At 73.5% G+C, this 17,269-nt stretch carries 11 protein-coding genes and 1 pseudogene; 9 read left to right on the forward strand and 3 right to left on the reverse strand.

Annotated features, from left to right (window positions below; translation table 11 throughout):
* Positions 1–219, reverse strand: a pseudogene (locus ABT288_RS29385) (hypothetical protein); the annotation flags it as partial.
* 339 nt (positions 220–558) lie between these two features.
* Here ABT288_RS29385 and rimP point away from each other — a divergent pair.
* The 9 genes from rimP (at position 559) to ABT288_RS29430 (ending at position 13,101) form a co-directional block, all read left to right on the forward strand.
* Complete coding sequence (gene rimP / locus ABT288_RS29390) at positions 559–1,077, forward strand: ribosome maturation factor RimP (RefSeq protein WP_351613872.1); 519 nt, start codon at positions 559–561, stop codon at positions 1,075–1,077.
* A 2-nt stretch (positions 1,078–1,079) separates the two neighbouring features.
* Entirely contained in the window at positions 1,080–2,066 is a 987-nt protein-coding gene (gene nusA, locus ABT288_RS29395; RefSeq protein WP_351613875.1) for a transcription termination factor NusA, read from the forward strand.
* Positions 2,067–2,207: 141 nt separating this feature from the next.
* Positions 2,208–2,504 carry a YlxR family protein gene (locus tag ABT288_RS29400; protein ID WP_351613878.1) on the forward strand — a complete coding sequence of 99 codons (297 nt, stop codon included), beginning with the start codon at positions 2,208–2,210 and terminating at the stop codon, positions 2,502–2,504.
* A 144-nt stretch (positions 2,505–2,648) separates the two neighbouring features.
* Positions 2,649–5,711: a translation initiation factor IF-2 gene (gene infB / locus ABT288_RS29405; RefSeq protein WP_351613881.1), complete on the forward strand. Its 3,063-nt coding sequence runs from the start codon at positions 2,649–2,651 to the stop codon at positions 5,709–5,711.
* A gap of 190 nt (positions 5,712–5,901) precedes the next feature.
* The gene (locus tag ABT288_RS29410; protein WP_351613884.1) at positions 5,902–6,195 is read left to right on the forward strand and encodes a DUF503 domain-containing protein; all 294 of its coding nucleotides are present in this window, start codon (positions 5,902–5,904) and stop codon (positions 6,193–6,195) included.
* Positions 6,196–6,247: 52 nt separating this feature from the next.
* Positions 6,248–6,709 (forward strand): 30S ribosome-binding factor RbfA, encoded by a 462-nt coding sequence (rbfA, locus tag ABT288_RS29415; protein WP_351613887.1) that lies wholly within the window; start codon positions 6,248–6,250, stop codon positions 6,707–6,709.
* A complete protein-coding gene (gene truB, locus ABT288_RS29420) occupies positions 6,706–7,611 on the forward strand; it encodes a tRNA pseudouridine(55) synthase TruB (RefSeq protein ID WP_351613890.1) in 906 nt (301 codons plus the stop codon). Before rbfA ends, truB begins: the two co-directional genes overlap by 4 nt.
* A 279-nt stretch (positions 7,612–7,890) precedes the next feature.
* The gene (locus tag ABT288_RS29425) at positions 7,891–11,976 is read left to right on the forward strand and encodes a trypsin-like peptidase domain-containing protein (RefSeq protein ID WP_351613893.1); all 4,086 of its coding nucleotides are present in this window, start codon (positions 7,891–7,893) and stop codon (positions 11,974–11,976) included.
* Positions 11,977–12,153: 177 nt separating this feature from the next.
* A complete protein-coding gene (locus ABT288_RS29430; RefSeq protein WP_351613896.1) occupies positions 12,154–13,101 on the forward strand; it encodes a bifunctional riboflavin kinase/FAD synthetase in 948 nt (315 codons plus the stop codon).
* A 64-nt stretch (positions 13,102–13,165) separates the two neighbouring features.
* On the opposite strand, the gene ABT288_RS29435 is transcribed toward ABT288_RS29430, so the two are convergent.
* Positions 13,166–16,153 carry an SCO5717 family growth-regulating ATPase gene (locus tag ABT288_RS29435; protein ID WP_351613898.1) on the reverse strand — a complete coding sequence of 996 codons (2,988 nt, stop codon included), beginning with the start codon at positions 16,151–16,153 and terminating at the stop codon, positions 13,166–13,168.
* A gap of 345 nt (positions 16,154–16,498) precedes the next feature.
* Positions 16,499–17,251, reverse strand: coding sequence for a hypothetical protein (locus ABT288_RS29440; RefSeq protein ID WP_351613960.1), 753 nt, complete (start codon positions 17,249–17,251; stop codon positions 16,499–16,501).
* Positions 17,252–17,269 lie beyond the last annotated feature (18 nt).

The raw sequence follows: 17,269 nt of genomic DNA on the forward strand, positions 1-17,269 counted from the left end.
GCCCAGCCGCGGCCCCAGCCCCGGGTGCGCGGCGAGGACGGCGTCGTACCGCTCCAGCAGCCCCTGGCTGTCCCGCGCGGCACGCGTGCGTGCCCGCTCCGCCGCCGACGAGGCGCTGTTGCCGCCGGAGTCCGGATCGGCGGAGCAGCCCACCAGCAGGGCGGCGCCGGCGGCCGAGGCGAGCAGGGATCTTCTGCGCGGCCCCGAGGGGGCGGGCATGGGTGGGGAGTACGGCACGGCTGACGTCCTCGGGGCCTCGTACGAACACACGGGCGGGAAGACACCCGCCGGTGATCACGGTACCCGCGCACCCCCTCGCCCCATGTCACCGGCTCAGTGGACCCACCCGAGGGGCGCGGGACCGTATCGATGCGCCGCTCCGCCGCGTGGACGCGAACAGCCCCACGAACCGCAGCCGCCCGAAGACCCGGACCCCCGAGCTCACAGGCGCCCCGCGCCACCCCCGGAGGGGACGGCATCACCCCCCGCGACCGGATACCCTTTGACCAGACACGCGACCCATCCCACAACAGCACACGCGGCCGAGGAGTCACCCGGATGAGCACCACCCAGAGCGAGAGGCTGCGAGAGCTGCTGGAACCGCTCGTCACCTCCCAGGGGCTGGATCTCGAGGAGATCGCCGTGGACTCCGTCGGACGCAAGCGGGTGCTGCGCGTGGTCGTCGACTCCGACACCGGAGCCGATCTGGACGCCATCGCCGATGTGAGCCGCGCGCTCTCGGCGAAGCTCGACGAGACCAACGCGATGGGTGACGCGGCGTACGACCTGGAGGTCGGAACCCCCGGCGCGGAGCGCCTCCTCACCGAGCACCGGCACTTCGTGCGCGCCACCGACCGGCTCGTGAGGTTCCAGCTGACCGAGGGCGGCGAGCTGGTCGCCAGGATTCTGAAGGTCGACGACGAGGGCCTCGACGTCGAGGTGCCCGGGGTGAAGGGCCGCAAGGCCACCACCCGCCGGCTCGGCTTCCCGGAGATCGGCAGGGCGCGCGTGCAGGTCGAGTTCAACCGCAAGGACGACAAGGTCAAGAAGGACATGAAGGAAGAGGAGGAGGCGTAGCCGTGGACATCGACATGAGCGCCCTGCGGGGCTTGGTTCGGGAGAAGGAGATCTCCTTCGACCTGCTGGTCGAGGCGATCGAGTCGGCCCTCCTCATCGCCTATCACCGCACCGAGGGAAGCCGCCGGCACGCGCGCGTGGAGCTCAACCGGGAGACCGGGCATGTGACCGTGTGGGCGAAGGAGGATCCCGAGGACCTCGAAGAGGGTCAGGAGCCCCGCGAGTTCGACGACACCCCGTCGGGCTTCGGCCGGATCGCCGCCACCACCGCCAAGCAGGTCATCCTGCAGCGGCTGCGCGACGCCGAGGACGACGCGACGCTCGGCGAGTACGCGGGCCGTGAGGGCGACATCGTCACCGGCGTGGTCCAGCAGGGCCGCGACCCGAAGAACGTGCTGGTCGACATCGGCAAGCTGGAGGCCATCCTGCCGGTGCAGGAGCAGGTCCCCGGCGAGACCTACCCCCACGGCATGCGCCTTCGGTCGTACGTCGTCCGGGTGGCCAAGGGCGTGCGCGGACCGTCGGTCACCCTCTCCCGTACGCACCCGAACCTGGTGAAGAAGCTCTTCGCCCTGGAGGTGCCGGAGATCGCCGACGGCTCGGTGGAGATCGCCGCGATCGCCCGTGAGGCCGGTCACCGCACCAAGATCGCCGTACGGTCCACCCGTTCGGGTCTGAACGCCAAGGGTGCCTGCATCGGCCCGATGGGCGGCCGGGTGCGCAATGTGATGGGCGAGCTGAACGGCGAGAAGATCGACATCGTCGACTGGTCGGACGACCCGGCCGAGATGGTGGCGAACGCCCTGTCACCCGCTCGGGTGAGCAAGGTGGAGGTCGTCGACCTGGCCGCCCGCTCCGCCCGGGTGACCGTGCCGGACTACCAGCTGTCGCTCGCGATCGGCAAGGAGGGGCAGAACGCCCGCCTCGCCGCCCGGCTCACCGGCTGGCGGATCGACATCCGGCCCGACACCGAACAGGCCGCCGAGTAACACTCTGGTAACGCCGGGTGATGCCGGGCAGCCCGGTGGCCCGGGGAATAGATCCAAGCCGCAGGTCGCTTGGTTTACGACAACAGCCGTTCGATCTTTGCCCCAAAGGGGTGAGGTCGGTACGGGGAGGTAGACTTAACCGTGTCTGGCCGGACGCACGCCGGAGCATGCCCTGAACGCACCTGTGTGGGGTGCCGGGAGCGGGCGGCCAAGAACGATCTGCTGCGGATCGTGAGGATCGAGGACGCATGCGCCCCCGATCCTCGCGGTACGCTGCCCGGCCGGGGTGCCTATGTACACCCCGCCCTGGTCTGTCTCGACCAGGCGGTGCGCCGCCGGGCGTTCCCGCGGGCACTGCGCGCCCCGGGGCCGCTCGACACAAAGGCGTTGCGCCGATACGTCGAGCAGACAACAGTTGCCGAGCAGGCAACACCGTAAGACGAGCCGTACGGAACCCCGTGCGGCCTGGTACCTCGCGAGTCGAAAGCAGGTCGAGATTGCGATGAGCACTCGATGAGTACGCGATGAGTACGCCCATGAACTAGCGACGGTCCGGCTTCACCCGGACCTCAAAGGAGCGAAGTGGCTAAGGTCCGGGTCTACGAACTCGCCAAGGAGTTCGGCGTTGAGAGCAAGGTCGTCATGGCCAAGCTCCAGGAGCTCGGTGAATTCGTCCGTTCGGCGTCTTCGACCATCGAAGCGCCCGTAGTACGCAAGCTGACCGACGCCTTCCAGGGCGGTGGCAGCGGCAAGTCCGCCGCGAAGCCCGCCCCGCGCAAGGCTGCCCCCAGGCCCGCCGCGCCCTCTCCGGCGCAGGCGGCCCGTCCGGCTGCCCCGAGGCCGCTGGCCCCCAAGCCTCCGACGGCGCCCGCTGCCCAGCAGCCGGCCGCCCCGGCGGCCCCTGCGGCGCCCGCCCCGGCCCCGGGCCCCCGTCCGGTTCCGGGTCCCAAGCCCGCGCCGCGTCCGGCTCCGGCCGCCCCGGAGTTCACCGCTCCGCCGGCCGCCCAGGCCCCGCAGGCCCCGGCCGCGCAGGGTCCGCGTTCCGGCGCCCGTCCGGGTGCCCCGAAGCCCGGCGGTGCCCGTCCGGGTGGTCCCGGCCAGGGCCAGGCCCGTCCCGGCCAGGGTGCCCCGCGTACCGGTGGCCAGGCCCCGCGTCCGGGTGCCCGTCCGGCCGGTCCGCGTCCGGGTAACAACCCCTTCACCTCCGGTGGCTCCACCGGCATGGCCCGTCCGCAGGCCCCGCGCCCGCAGGGCGGCCCGCGTCCGGGGGGTCCGGGTGCTCCCGGCGCCGGTCCCCGTCCGCAGGCCCCCGGCCAGCAGGGCGGCGGTCCGCGTCCGCAGGCTCCGGGCGGTTCCCGTCCGTCGCCCGCCGGCATGCCGCGCCCGCAGGGCGGTCCGCGTCCCGGCCCGTCCGGTCCGCGCCCGAACCCCGGCATGATGCCGCAGCGTCCCGCTGCCGGCCCGCGTCCCGGCGGCGGTGGTCCCGGTGGCCGCGGTCCCGGTGGCGGCGGTCGTCCCGGTGGCGGCGGCGGTCGTCCGGGTGGCGGCGGCTTCGCCCGTCCCGGTGGCGGCGGTGGCGGCTTCGCCGGTCGTCCCGTTGGTCCCGGTGCCGGCGCCGGCGGTGGCTTCGCCGGCCGTCCGGGTGGTGGTCCCGGCGGTGGCGGCGGTGGCCGTCCCGGCTTCGGCGGCCGTCCCGGCGGTCCCGGTGGCCGCGGTGGCACGCAGGGCGCCTTCGGCCGTCCCGGCGGTCCCGCGCGTCGTGGCCGCAAGTCGAAGCGGCAGAGGCGCCAGGAGTACGAGGCCATGCAGGCCCCGAGCGTCGGCGGCGTGATGCTGCCGCGCGGCAACGGCGAGACCATCCGTCTCTCCCGCGGCGCGTCGCTCACCGACTTCGCGGAGAAGATCAACGCCAACCCGGCGTCGCTCGTCGCGGTCATGATGAACCTCGGCGAGATGGTCACCGCGACGCAGTCCGTCTCCGACGAGACGCTGCAGCTTCTCGCCGACGAGATGAACTACGCGGTTCAGATCGTCAGCCCGGAGGAGGAGGACCGCGAGCTGCTCGAGTCCTTCGACATCGAGTTCGGCGAGGACGAGGGCGACGAGGAGGACCTGGTGGTCCGTCCGCCGGTCGTCACCGTCATGGGTCACGTCGACCACGGTAAGACCCGACTGCTCGACGCGATCCGCAAGACGAACGTCATCGCGGGCGAGGCCGGCGGCATCACCCAGCACATCGGTGCCTACCAGGTCGCGACCGAGGTCAACGACGAAGAGCGCAAGATCACCTTCATCGACACCCCGGGTCACGAGGCGTTCACCGCCATGCGTGCCCGCGGTGCGAAGTCGACCGACATCGCGATCCTGGTCGTCGCGGCCAACGACGGCGTCATGCCGCAGACGGTCGAGGCGCTCAACCACGCCAAGGCGGCCGACGTGCCGATCGTGGTCGCGGTCAACAAGATCGACGTCGAGGGTGCCGACCCGACCAAGGTGCGCGGTCAGCTGACCGAGTACGGCCTGGTGGCCGAGGAGTACGGCGGCGACACCATGTTCGTCGACATCTCCGCCAAGCAGGGTCTGCACATCGACTCGCTGCTGGAGGCCGTGATCCTCACGGCCGACGCCTCGCTCGACCTGCGGGCCAACCCGGCCCAGGACGCGCAGGGCATCTCGATCGAGTCCCGTCTCGACCGCGGCCGTGGTGCCGTGGCGACGGTCCTCGTCCAGCGAGGCACGCTGCGGGTCGGCGACACGATGGTCGTGGGCGACGCCTACGGCCGGGTCCGCGCCATGCTCGACGACAACGGCAACAACGTCGCCGAGGCCGGCCCGTCGACGCCGGTCCAGGTCCTGGGCCTGACCAACGTCCCGGGTGCGGGTGACAACTTCCTGGTGGTCGACGAGGACCGTACGGCCCGTCAGATCGCCGAGAAGCGCGCCGCCCGTGAGCGCAACGCGGCCTTCGCCAAGCGCACGCGCCGCGTGTCCCTGGAGGACCTGGACAAGGTGCTCAAGGCCGGCGAGGTCCAGCAGCTGAACCTGATCATCAAGGGTGACGCTTCTGGTTCCGTCGAGGCCCTGGAGTCCTCGCTGCTCCAGCTGGACGTCGGCGAAGAGGTCGACATCCGCGTCCTGCACCGCGGCGTCGGTGCGGTCACGGAGTCCGACATCGACCTGGCGATGGGCTCCGACGCCATCGTGATCGGCTTCAACGTCCGCGCGGCCGGCCGCGCGGCGCAGATGGCCGAGCGCGAGGGTGTGGACGTCCGGTACTACTCGGTCATCTACCAGGCGATCGAGGAGATCGAGGCGGCCCTCAAGGGCATGCTCAAGCCGGAGTTCGAAGAGGTCGAGCTGGGTACGGCGGAGATCCGCGAGGTCTTCAAGTCGTCCAAGCTGGGCAACATCGCCGGTGTCCTCATCCGCTCCGGCGAGGTGCGCCGCAACACCAAGGCCCGCCTCATCCGCGACGGCAAGGTGGTCGCGGAGAACCTCACCATCGAGGGCCTGCGTCGCTTCAAGGACGACGTCACCGAGATCCGCGAAGGCTACGAGGGCGGTATCAACCTCGGCAACTTCAACGACATCAAGGTCGACGACGTCATCGCGACGTACGAGATGCGGGAGAAGCCGCGGGCGTAACGGCCGACGGTTCGTGCTGGCCGGCGGGACTGCGGTCCTGCCGGCCAGCGCGCCGTTCCGGGGGCCGGCGCCCCCGGGCGGCACCGCGGCCGACGGTGCCCGGGAAACCCGCTCGAGCCACCGACGGCCAGGCGGTAACGTGGCTCCCAGGCCATCGATCCCGTACCGGCGGGTAAACCCGGCACACAACATGTACGTGGGGACTCTGTCCTTCGACCTCCTCCTCGGCGACGTCCACTCGCTGAAGGAGAAGCGCTCCGTCGTCCGCCCGATCGTCGCCGAACTCCAGCGCAAGTACGCGGTGAGCGCGGCCGAGGTGGATCACATGAACCTCCACCGGCGAGCGGTCATCGGCCTCGCCCTGGTCTCCGGCGACGCGGCGCACGTCAGCGACGTACTCGACCGGTGCGAACGGCTGGTCGCCGCCCGCCCCGAGGTGGAGCTGCTGTCCGTACGACGGCGCTTCCACGGCGAAGACGATTGACGACCGGACCCAAACACCAACGCAAGCAGAAGAAAGAACGGGAGACGGACCAGTGGCCGACAACGCGCGGGCGAAAAGGCTGGCGGACCTCATCCGGGAGGTGGTGGCCCAGAAGCTGCAGCGCGGGATCAAGGACCCGCGGCTCGGCTCGCACGTCACCATCACGGACACCCGGGTCACGGGTGACCTGCGGGAGGCGACCGTCTTCTACACGGTCTACGGCGACGACGAGGAGCGGAAGGCCGCGGCGGCGGGCCTGGAGAGCGCCAAGGGCATCCTGCGCTCCGAGGTCGGACGCGCGGCCGGGGTGAAGTTCACGCCGACCCTGTCCTTCGTCGCGGACGCCCTCCCGGACACCGCCCGGACCATCGAGGACCTCCTCGACAAGGCACGGCAGTCCGACGCCAAGGTCCGTGAGGCGGCCACCGGCGCGGCGTACGCCGCCGGCGCGGACCCCTACAAGAAGCCGGCCGAGGACGACACGGCCGAGACGGACGGCGACGCCGCGGAATGACCCAGAAGCACACCACGCCCGACGGCCTCGTCATCGTCGACAAGCCGTCGGGCTTCACTTCGCACGACGTGGTCGCCAAGATGCGCGGCATCGCGCGGACCCGCCGGGTCGGCCACGCCGGCACCCTCGACCCGATGGCGACCGGCGTCCTGGTCCTCGGTGTCGAGCGCGCCACCAAGCTCCTCGGGCACCTCGCCCTCACGGAGAAGGAGTACCTGGGCACCATCCGCCTGGGCCAGAACACGATCACCGACGACGCCGAGGGCGAGGTCACCTCGGCCACCGACGCGTCCAAGGTGACCCGGGACGCCATCGACGCCGGCATCGCCAAGCTGACCGGCGACATCATGCAGGTCCCGTCCAAGGTCAGCGCCATCAAGATCGACGGCGTACGGTCGTACAAGCGGGCCCGCGACGGCGAGGACTTCGAGATCCCCGCCCGGCCGGTGACCGTCTCCTCCTTCTCGGTGTACGACGTCCGGGACGCCGTCGCCGACGACGGCACCCAGGTCCTCGACCTGGTCGTCTCCGTCGTCTGCTCCTCCGGCACCTACATCCGCGCCCTCGCCCGCGACCTGGGCGCCGGCCTCGGCGTCGGCGGCCACCTCACCGCGCTGCGCCGGACCCGCGTCGGGCCGTACAAGATCGACACGGCGAGGACGCTGGACCAGCTCCAGAAGGAGCTGACCGTGATGCCGATCGCGGACGCCGCCGGGGCCGCGTTCCCGCGCTGGCAGGTGGACGCCCGGCGCGCCCGGCTGCTGCTGAACGGCGTCCGGCTGGAGATGCCCGACGAGTACGCGGGCGCCGGTCCCGTCGCCGTCTTCGACCCCGAGGACCGCTTCCTCGCACTGGTCGAGCAGCACAAGGGCAAGGCCAAGAGCCTGGCCGTCTTCGGCTGAGACGCCCGGCCGTCCTCGGCCGGGACACCTGCCATGGGCACTGCCCGTGGAGCGGCGGCCGGCCACGGGGTTGGGCTCCTGCCGCCGCTCCACGGTCCCCCCTCGGTTCCCCCATCCCTAGGGTTATCCAGCGGCACCCGTCCATTCACCCGACCGGGCAGGCGCTCGGAGTGAACCGGGGGAGCGGAAGGGGGCGCGTTCGCCACGCGATCTGTCCCGCCGATCATCGCCCGCCTACCGTCGTGAGACAGGGCACGGGCAAGGCGGGGAGGTACGGCCATGGCGGGACGGGGCCCGCGCACCGGAAGCGGTCGCTGGGCGGTGGCGGACGGTACGGGGGAGGCGGCGGACGGCTTCCGGCGGGGACACCGGAACCGTACGGTCGACAGGCGCGCCGGCGCCACCAGCTACACCACAGGCACCACAGGCACCGGTGACACCGCAGACCTCTCGAACCCCACCGCAGGCCACGCAAGCTCCACCGCAGGCCACCCGGACACCGCGGCCGCCCCGGGCACGCACCTCGTCGGCCCCCGCCCCGATCCCGCCCTCGTCCAGCTCCGCGACCTCGCCGGCCGGCTCCGCGGCGTCGGCTTCCTCGCCGATCACCAGGGCACCCTGCTCACCAGCCACGAGACGGTCGACGGCCTGCCCCGGCTCGTCCTGCAGGTCGCGGGGGGCGACCGGACCTGCGTGGTCGCCGCCGACGCCGTCACCCCGCTGCCCGAGCGCGACCTGGCCCTGGTCCGCACCGAGGGCCTCGGGCTGGACCCGCTGCCGCTGTCCGTACGGGAGCGGATCGACGCCGGAACCTATGTACGGATCCCCGCGGGCTGCTGGCGTCAGGCGCGGGTGCTGGACGCGACCGAGGTGACGTACACCGCCACCGACCGCTTCCACCTCCTCCAGGACGCGCTGGAGCTGGCGATCGGCACCGCCGGCCGGGACGCGCTGCGGCTGGGCGGCGGTTCGGCCGGGGGACCGGTGCTCGACGCGGATACCGGCGCGGTGATCGGCGTCCTCGGCAGCGCCCTGCACTCCGCCCAGCGCGACACGGGTTTCGCGGTGCCGCTACGGCCCGCCGACGGCCCCCTGGCCGAGCTGCTCGCCCGCAACGCGGCCACCGCGCCCGCCTACGGCGCCGACCTCAACCTGGCCGGCATCCTGCAGCTGACCGCCACCTCGGTCGGCCAGGACGGCCCGCAGGGCCTTCTCGCCGGTGCCGTGGAACCGGTCGAACGCCACGGAGTCGCACGGGAGTTGGCCGCCTTCACGGACGGCGACCGGGCCGTGCTCGGGCTCGTCGGCGCCCCCGGCAGCGGCCGTACGACGGCACTCGCGGACCTCGCCGCCCGACGGGCCCACGGCGAGCGGCTCGCCCCGACGCTGTGGCTGCGCGGCGCAGACCTGGAGGATGCCGACGAGTCGGTGGCCGACGCGGCCCGCCGCACCCTCGAACGGGCCGCCAGAATCGTCGCCGCCGCCCGCTCCGTCCGCCCCGAGACACTCGGCGACCTCACCCCCGAACACCTGGCCCACCTCGCCGCCCGTGCCGGCCGCCCGCTCCTGCTCCTCCTGGACGGCCCCGAGGAGATGCCCCCCGTCCTCGCCCACCGCCTCCCCGACTGGACCAGGGGGACGGCCGACTGGCTGCGCAGCACCGGGGCACGTCTGGCGGTGGCCTGCCGGGAGGAGTACTGGGAGCGGGCGGGAGCACACTTCCCCGCCGACCTCCTGCACACGCCGACGCCTCCTGCGGCCACCGCCACCCCGCCGGCTCCGGCGGCGTCAGCCCGTGTCGCTCATTGCGCGGGTTCGGAGGGGTCCGCTGTTTCCGGGGTATCGGCGGGGTCCGCCGCGGCTGAGGCTTCGACCGGCTCCACGGCTCCGGGCGCTCTCGCCACTTCCGCGGCCCCGACCGGTTGTACGGCCCCGACCGGTTCTGCGGGGCCGGGGATTCCCGAGGCCCCGGCCACCCCGCCCAGGGCGTCAGCGCCCGCCGCGTCTGCCGTTCCTGCCGATCCCCCTCATGCCGTTCCTGCCGATCCCGCCGCTCAGGCAGGCCCCCCGACGCCCACCGAGCCCTGCACCGCCCCCACCAGGCCCACGGCACCCCTCCCACCCTGCATGCACCTCCCCGACCTCACAGCCGAGGAGGCCCGTCTGGCCCGCGTGCGTTACGCGATCCCGGACGGCGCCCTCGCCGAGGGCGACGCCCGGCATCCGCTCGCCCTCCGGCTGCTGTCCGAAGTCCGGGCCGCCACCCCGGACGCGGAGATCGCGGGGCCGGTCGACCGGCACGAGGTGTTCGCCGCCCACCTGGACCTGATGTGCCTGCGGATCGCGGTCCGGCTCGCCGCCGAGAGCGGCCTGCGCGGCACCGCCGTACGTCGGCTCGCCGCTCGCGTGGCCGGGCAGGTCCACGAGGCCGCCCGGCGCAGCCTCGGGCCCGGACAGGGGGAGCTGGACCGGGCGTCGTTCGAGGCGGTGTTCCCCTGGGGACCCGCCCCCGCCCGGCTCGGCGGCGGCACCGGCTGGGCGTCCGCCGTACTGGCCGAGGGCCTGCTCGTCCCGGCCGGCCGGGGCTACCGCTTCGCGCACGAGGAGCTGGCCGACTGGATCCAGGGCATGCACCTCGACCTCGACGAGGCCCTGCGCGCCCTGGTCCACCGCCCCCGTGCCGACGGCGAAACCGCTCCCGTGCCGGTGCCGCACCATCGCATCGGCCCCGTCGTCCAGGCCCTGCTGCAACTCGCCCGGCAGCACGGCGAACACCAACTGGCCTCCCGCCTGCGGGACTTGACGGACGCCCTGGACCGCGACCCCGGCTCCTGGTGGGCCGCCCGGCTGCTCGCCGGCACCCTGCTGCAGGTCCCGGACGCGATGCCGTACACCCAGGTGCTGCGGGTGCTCGCCGACCGGATCGTCGCCTGGCGCCGCGCACAGCGGCCCGTGCCGGCCGATTTCGGTCCGGGCTTCTGGACCCAGCTGCCGGTCCGCGACACCGAGCGGCTCGAGCTGCTGCGCCGGCTCGTGCTGGCCGACCCGGCGCCCCCGGAGGCCGGCGAACGCTACCTGGACGCCGTCGCCCGGCTGCTCGCGGCCGCGCCCGCCGTCGTACAGCCGCGGCTGACCTGCTGGTTCGACGACGAACGGCCGCTGCCCGCGACTCCGCACGCCACCGTGGCGACCGCCGCGCAGGCGCTGCTGCACACCCACCGGCACGGCGCGCTGGACGACCTCACCGAGATCCTGGTGGCCGCCGCGCACCGGCGCGCCGACGAACTGCTCGCGACCCTCGCCGAGGACGAGCCGTCGGCCGTCTGCCGGGCGGTCGACCGCTGGGCACACGACGAGCGCCCCGCCCGCCGGGTCGCGGCCGTGACCTTCGGCCTGCGCGTGGCGCCCCACGTCCGTTCGGACGCCGACCGCGAGCTGCTGCGCTACGCCGCCCTCGCCCTGCTCGCCCGCCCCGCCGACTGCACCCTGCACGGCGGCGCCCTCGCCCTGCTGGTCCGCGACCCGCACACCCGTGACCGGCACCTCGCCGCGGCCCTGCGGCACTTCGCCGACGGCGACCCGCAGGTCCCGCCGGGCGCCCTGGCCCCCGCCCTGACCACTCACCCCGAACCGGTCCTGGAGGCCTTCCAGGCCCGGCTGCGCGGCCCGCACGCGGAGGAGGCCCTGGGCACCCTCACCGACGTCACCACCCCGGCCCTGGCCCGCCGCGTGGCGGCCCTGATCCAGGAGGCGGTACGGCTGCGCCCGCAGACCGCCGGCCGCCTCGCCGCCCACGTCGACCGCCGCCTGGCCCAGGGCCCCACCGTCCGCCCGGTCCTGCTGCCCCTGGTCACGGGCCTGCTCGACGGCGCCCCCGAACAGCTCCGCGCCGCCCTCGCCACCGTCCTCGCCGGCGCCGGCACCCCCGCCTCCCGCCCGCTGCGCCGCGAGCTCCTGGAGGTGCTGCTCGCCCGCGAACGAGAACCGTCCGTGCTGGACGCCGTCCTGCACGCGGTGGCCGAACCCGGCGACTGCGACGGTGGCGGCCACGCCGACGGCGACGGCCACGGCGGCTGCGACGGCGACGGCTACGGCGGCTGTGACGGCTACGGCGACTGCGACTGCGACGGTCGCGAGGAGGAGATCCGTGGTCTCGTCCACCGCACCGGGCTGCTCCTCGTCCGCACTCCCGAGGGCGCCACCCGCTTCGACCGCGGCCTGGTCGACCTGGGCCGGCACGTGCCCGGCTTCGCCGCGCGGATGGCCGGCTGGCTGGCCGCCACACCGGACGAATGGGCCGCCGTCGTCGGCCCCAGCACCCGCCGCATGCTGGAGAACCTCGCCGGCGTCCGGGTACCGGCGTGAGCGGCATGGAAGTACGGCCTGAGCGGCGGCGAAAAGAGACGGCTGGGAAGACGGCCCGGAACGTGCGCCCGGTCACAGCCCCGATACCGATGCGAGCCCGGGGCACCCGGCATGGCACCCTTAGACCTGCGCAAGTCTTAAGCGTCGTTATGGACACGGGTTCGAGGAGCGGTCACAGTGCAGCGCTGGCGTGGCTTGGAGGACATCCCCCAGGACTGGGGGCGCAGCGTCGTCACCATCGGTTCCTACGACGGCGTCCACCGTGGCCACCAGCTGATCATCAAGCACGCCGTCGACCGCGCCCGCGAGCTGGGCGTCCCGGCCGTCGTGGTCACCTTCGACCCGCACCCCAGCGAGGTCGTCCGCCCCGGCAGCCATCCGCCGCTGCTCGCCCCGCACCACCGCCGCGCCGAGCTGATGGCGGACCTGGGCGTGGACGCGGTGCTCATCCTCCCCTTCACCACCGAGTTCTCGAAGCTCTCGCCCGCCGATTTCGTGGTGAAGGTCCTGGTGGACAAGCTGCACGCGAAGGCGGTCGTCGAGGGCCCGAACTTCCGCTTCGGCCACAAGGCCGCCGGCAACGTCGAGTTCCTCGCCGAGCAGGGCAAGACCTACGACTTCGAGGTCGAGGTCGTCGACCTGTACGTCACCGGCGAGGCGGGCGGCGGCCTGCCGTTCTCCTCGACCCTGACCCGCCGCCTGGTCGCCGAGGGCGACGTGGAGGGCGCCCGCGAGATCCTGGGCCGCCCCCACCGCGTGGAGGGCGTGGTCGTGCGCGGCGCCCAGCGCGGCCGCGACATGGGCTTCCCGACGGCCAACGTCGAGACGCTCCCGCACACCGCGATCCCCGCCGACGGCGTGTACGCCGGCTATCTGCACGTCGAGGGCGAGGCCATGCCGGCCGCGATCTCCGTCGGCACGAACCCGCAGTTCGACGGCACCGAGCGCACGGTGGAGGCGTACGCCATCGACCGCGTCGGCCTCGACCTGTACGGCCTGCACGTCGCCGTCGACTTCCTCGCCTACGTGCGCGGCCAGGCCAGGTTCGACACCCTGGAGGCCCTGCTGGAGCAGATCGCCGCGGATGTGAAGCGGTGCCGGGAGATCGTGGCGGCGGAGGAGTAGGCCTTCGACGACTCTACGAGCACGAAAGGGCGGCCGGTGCGACGAGCACCGGCCGCCCTTTCACTTACTGCTGCTGCTGTGGCGGCGGCGGGGCCTGCGGAGGCTGTTGCCCCTGCGGCGGCTGGGGATAGCCGTACGGCTGGGCGGGCTGCTGCGGCGGATAGGGCTGCTGGCCCGGCGCGGCCTGCGGATAGGGCTGCTGGCCCGGCGCCGCCTGGGGGTACGGCTGCTGCCCCGGCGCCTGCGGGTACGGCGGCTGTCCCTGCTGGGGCGGATAGGGCTGCTGCGGAGGCCCGGTGTACAGCTCCTGGCCGGGTGCCTGCGGGTACGGCTGGCCCGGCATGGGCTGGCCCGGCATCGGCGGGGCGGCCACCGGTGGCGGGTTGCCGTCGCTGGTCCACAGCCCGTGCGCCTGCTGGTGCCGTACGAAGTCCTCGGCGATCAGCGCGGCGAGATTGAAGTACGCCTCGCGCGTCTTGGGCCGCATCATGTCGAGGTCGACCTCGGCACCGGCGGCCAGATGCTCGTCGAAGGGCACGACCACGACCGCGCGCGTGCGCGTCTCGAAGTGCGCCACGATGTCCTCGACCTTGATCATCTTGCCGGTCTCGCGGACACCGGAGATCACGGTGAGCGAGCGGGAGACCAGGTCGGCGTATCCGTGCGCGCTCAGCCAGTCCAGCGTCGTACTGGCGCTGCTGGCGCCGTCCACGGACGGCGTGGAGATGATGATCAGCTGGTCGGCGAGGTCGAGCACCCCGCGCATGGCGCTGTACAGCAGACCGGTGCCCGAGTCGGTCAGGATGATCGGGTACTGCCGTCCGAGGACGTCGATCGCGCGCCGGTAGTCCTCGTCGTTGAACGTGGTCGAGACGGCCGGGTCCACGTCGTTGGCGATGATCTCCAGACCGGAGGGCGCCTGCGAGGTGAACCGCCGGATGTCCATGTACGAGTTCAGGTACGGGATCGCCTGCACGAGGTCACGGATGGTGGCACCCGTCTCCCGGCGCACGCGCCGCCCGAGCGTACCGGCGTCCGGGTTCGCGTCGATGGCGAGGATCTTGTCCTGCCGCTCGGTGGCGAGGGTGGAGCCCAGCGCGGTGGTCGTGGTCGTCTTGCCGACGCCGCCCTTGAGGCTGATGACCGCGATCCGGTAGCAGGACAGCACCGGGGTGCGGATCAGCTCCAGCTTGCGCTGCCGCTCGGCCTCCTCCTTCTTGCCACCGAGCTTGAACCTGCCGCCCGCCGCCGCGGGCCGTCCGCTCTTCGCCTTCTGCTTCTTGTTGTTCAGCAGCCGGTCCGAGGACAGCTCCACGGCGGCCGTGTAACCGAGCGGCGCGGCACCGGGGTTGGTCGGCTGCCGCTGGTCGTGCCGGACGGGCTGCGGCCAGGCGGCACCGGACCGCGGATCGACCGGGGCCTGCGGTACCTGCGGAGCCTGCGGCGCATGTGGGGCCTGCTGGCCCTCGGCTGCCGGCGCACCGCCCGGCCCCTGCGGGAAGCCGTAACCACCGGGCTGGGGCTGGGCGTTGGGAGCGCTGGGCTGGGGGAAGCCGTAACCGCCGGATGCGTGGGGGTCGTTGGGGTTCGGCTGCGGCGCAGGGGGCTGCGGGAAGCCGTAACCGCCCGGCTGGGGCTGGGGCTGCGCGTTGGGGGTACCGGGCTGGGGGAAGCCGTAACCGCTGGACACGTTGGGGCCCGCCGGGTTCGGCTGACCGGGCTGACCGGGCTGCGGTGCGAAGGGCGCGCCGGCCTGGTTCGGCTGGTTCCAGGCGGCGGGCGCGGGCTGCGGGGCCTGCGGCTGGAACGGCGGCTGCTGGCCGGGCCCGCCACCGGGGCCCTGCGCGGCCGACGGCTGCTGCTGCGCGGGCCACTGGGCCGCAGGGGCGGGCGCCGCGGGCTGGTAGGAGGGCGGCAGCGGAGGCACCCCGCTGTGCGGCGCGGGCGGCGGCGCCCAGCCGGGCTGGGCATCCTGGGGGGCCGGGGGAGCGGGCGGTACGGCGTCCTGGGGCGCGCCGGTCTGCGCGGTGCCGTCCGGCTGTGCGCCGTCCGCCGCTGCTACTTCGTTCTGAGGCACGCCGTCCTGCACGTCGGCCTCGGTGGCGGCGTCGGTGGCGGCGTCGGCGACGACGGCGTCCTGCGCGACCGCATCCGGGGCCACGGTGCCGTCGGACTCGGCGCTGACGGTGGACCCGTCCCGGGCGCCGTCCGTCTCCGCGGCCTCGGCATCGGCGTCGCCCTCGGCCGTGTCCTCGACCTCGACGTCGGCCTGGGCCTTGGTCTCGCCGTCACCTTCGTCCTCACCGGCATCGGCCGCAGAACCGGCCGCGCCCTCCCCGGAGTCGGAGTCGGCGTCCGCGGAGACCGCGTCCACGGGGGCCACGGGGGTCGCACCCGACCGCTCCTCGGCGCCCTCGGACCCGGACGCCTCGGACGTGCTGCCCTCAGCACCGGCGGAGCCCGTGGCCGTACCCTCCGCGGAGCCCTCCTCGCCCGCGTCGTCCCGCATCGCGGCCGTGCGCTCGGCGATTTCCGCGATCTCGCGCTTCAGGGCCACGGCGGAGAACCGCATCGTGGCCCCGCTCTCCAGGTCCCCGTTGCTCGTCTCCGGTTCGACCGCGGGCGCCGGGGCCTCCGGCTGAGCCGGCTGGGCGGCCTGCGGCTGCTGCGCCTCGAAACCCTCGGGCAACCGCGGCATCGGGACGGGATTCCCGACGGGCGGCGCGGGCGGCATGGGCGCGGCGTAGGGGGCGCCCTGGGCCGGCGGAGGCGGAGTGTAGGGGGCGCCCTGAGTCGGCGAAGGCGGGGCATAAGGCGCGCCCTGGGAAGGCGGAGGCGGGGTGTAGGGCGCGCCGTGCGCCGGCGGGGGCGGCGGGGGCGCCGAAGCCGGCGAAGGCGCACCGGACGAGCTCTGCGCGTTCTGCGTGTACCAGGCCGGCGGCGCGTAGTCGATGGTGAACTCGCCCGTCATCTCGATGGCGGACTCCGCGTCGGTCTGGTCGTCGTCGGGTGTCTCCCAGCCCCCGCGGATCCCGTCCCGATCGCTGTTCACAGTTCCTCCTGGTGTGGTCGAACACCCTCATGCCGTGCCGGGGCGACCATGTCGTGTCGTTCCGAGTCGTCCGTGGTCATTCGGGGCAGTCCGAGCCGACGGTTCTCCCCCTGGGACACCGATCGCCCGGTCACGGGTCGTGCCATCGCGCCCGCTCCCAGCCTAATCACCACGAGCCGTCCCACGGCAGGCCCGCCCGCCTCTGAGCACACATCCACCGGGTCACAGCGCAGCCAGAACGGCCCGCTTGCCGCGTTGCCTGACAGAGGAATTGAGGTCGAATCGGCGGACAACGGACGAACGGGGAACACGGTTACCGCGAACAAAACGGATAGGAAGGGCAGTTCAGTCCATCCGGCGAGGTGTGCCCAACAATCCGATCTCGGCGTCGGTGGGTTGGGTCATCACGTACTGCCGGTCACGATCAGTGCACCACAGGGTGACGCCGTCGGGCAGCGCCGGCAGCGACTCGACCTCGGTCCGCGTCAGTCCCATGGTGCGCCCCAGTTCGGCGGCCTCGTCCGGCGAGACCCGCTGGATGCCGGCCAGCCGCGCCTGACGCAACAGCCGGGGCGCGACCGGGCTGAGATAGGGCAGCAGGGTCAGCACCGACTGCCAGGGACCGGACACCACGCGACCCCGCGGCGGCCGCATACCGCAGTCCCGCACCACCAGTACGGGCGTACCGGCCGAGGCGCCCTGCGGTGGCACGCGACCGACGTCGTACACGGACAGCCCGTTCTGCCCGCCGCCCATCGCGTGCACCATCTGGATCCAGGCCTGCGGCCGGCCGGTCTCCACCGCGACCCGGGCGCCGGTGGCCGCCGAGCGCAGCGCCAGTACCTGGGCGGTCCACAGGCCACCGATCAGCACGACGTCGTACGGCGTGGGCCGGTTGATGCCCAGCACGGCCGGCTGGCCCTCGGCGTCGACGCCGGCCACCACGCCGTCGTCCCCGATGGGCAGGGCGAGCGCCTCCAGTTGCTGCGCGAGCAGTCCGTGCCGCCCGTGCCGGGGCCCGATCAGGCCCAGTCCGTGCCGCAGCAGCTCGCCCATCCGGCGCGGACCGGACGCCGCCGGGGCCTCCGTGCCCGGCATCGAGGACGTCGTCGGAAT

It is taken from the genome of Streptomyces sp. NPDC001093 (assembly GCF_040298985.1).
Classification (GTDB): domain Bacteria; phylum Actinomycetota; class Actinomycetes; order Streptomycetales; family Streptomycetaceae; genus Streptomyces.

What these genes read in the sequence shown, in the direction of transcription:
- rimP (WP_351613872.1), top strand. Translation starts at nt 559, where the DNA reads ATGAGCACCACCCAGAGCGAGAGGCTGCGAGAGCTGCTGGAACCGCTC.
- ABT288_RS29410 (WP_351613884.1), top strand. Translation starts at nt 5,902, where the DNA reads ATGTACGTGGGGACTCTGTCCTTCGACCTCCTCCTCGGCGACGTCCAC.
- truB (WP_351613890.1), top strand. Translation starts at nt 6,706, where the DNA reads ATGACCCAGAAGCACACCACGCCCGACGGCCTCGTCATCGTCGACAAG.
- ABT288_RS29425 (WP_351613893.1), top strand. Translation starts at nt 7,891, where the DNA reads ATGGCGGGACGGGGCCCGCGCACCGGAAGCGGTCGCTGGGCGGTGGCG.
- ABT288_RS29440 (WP_351613960.1), bottom strand. Translation starts at nt 17,251, where the DNA reads ATGCCGGGCACGGAGGCCCCGGCGGCGTCCGGTCCGCGCCGGATGGGC.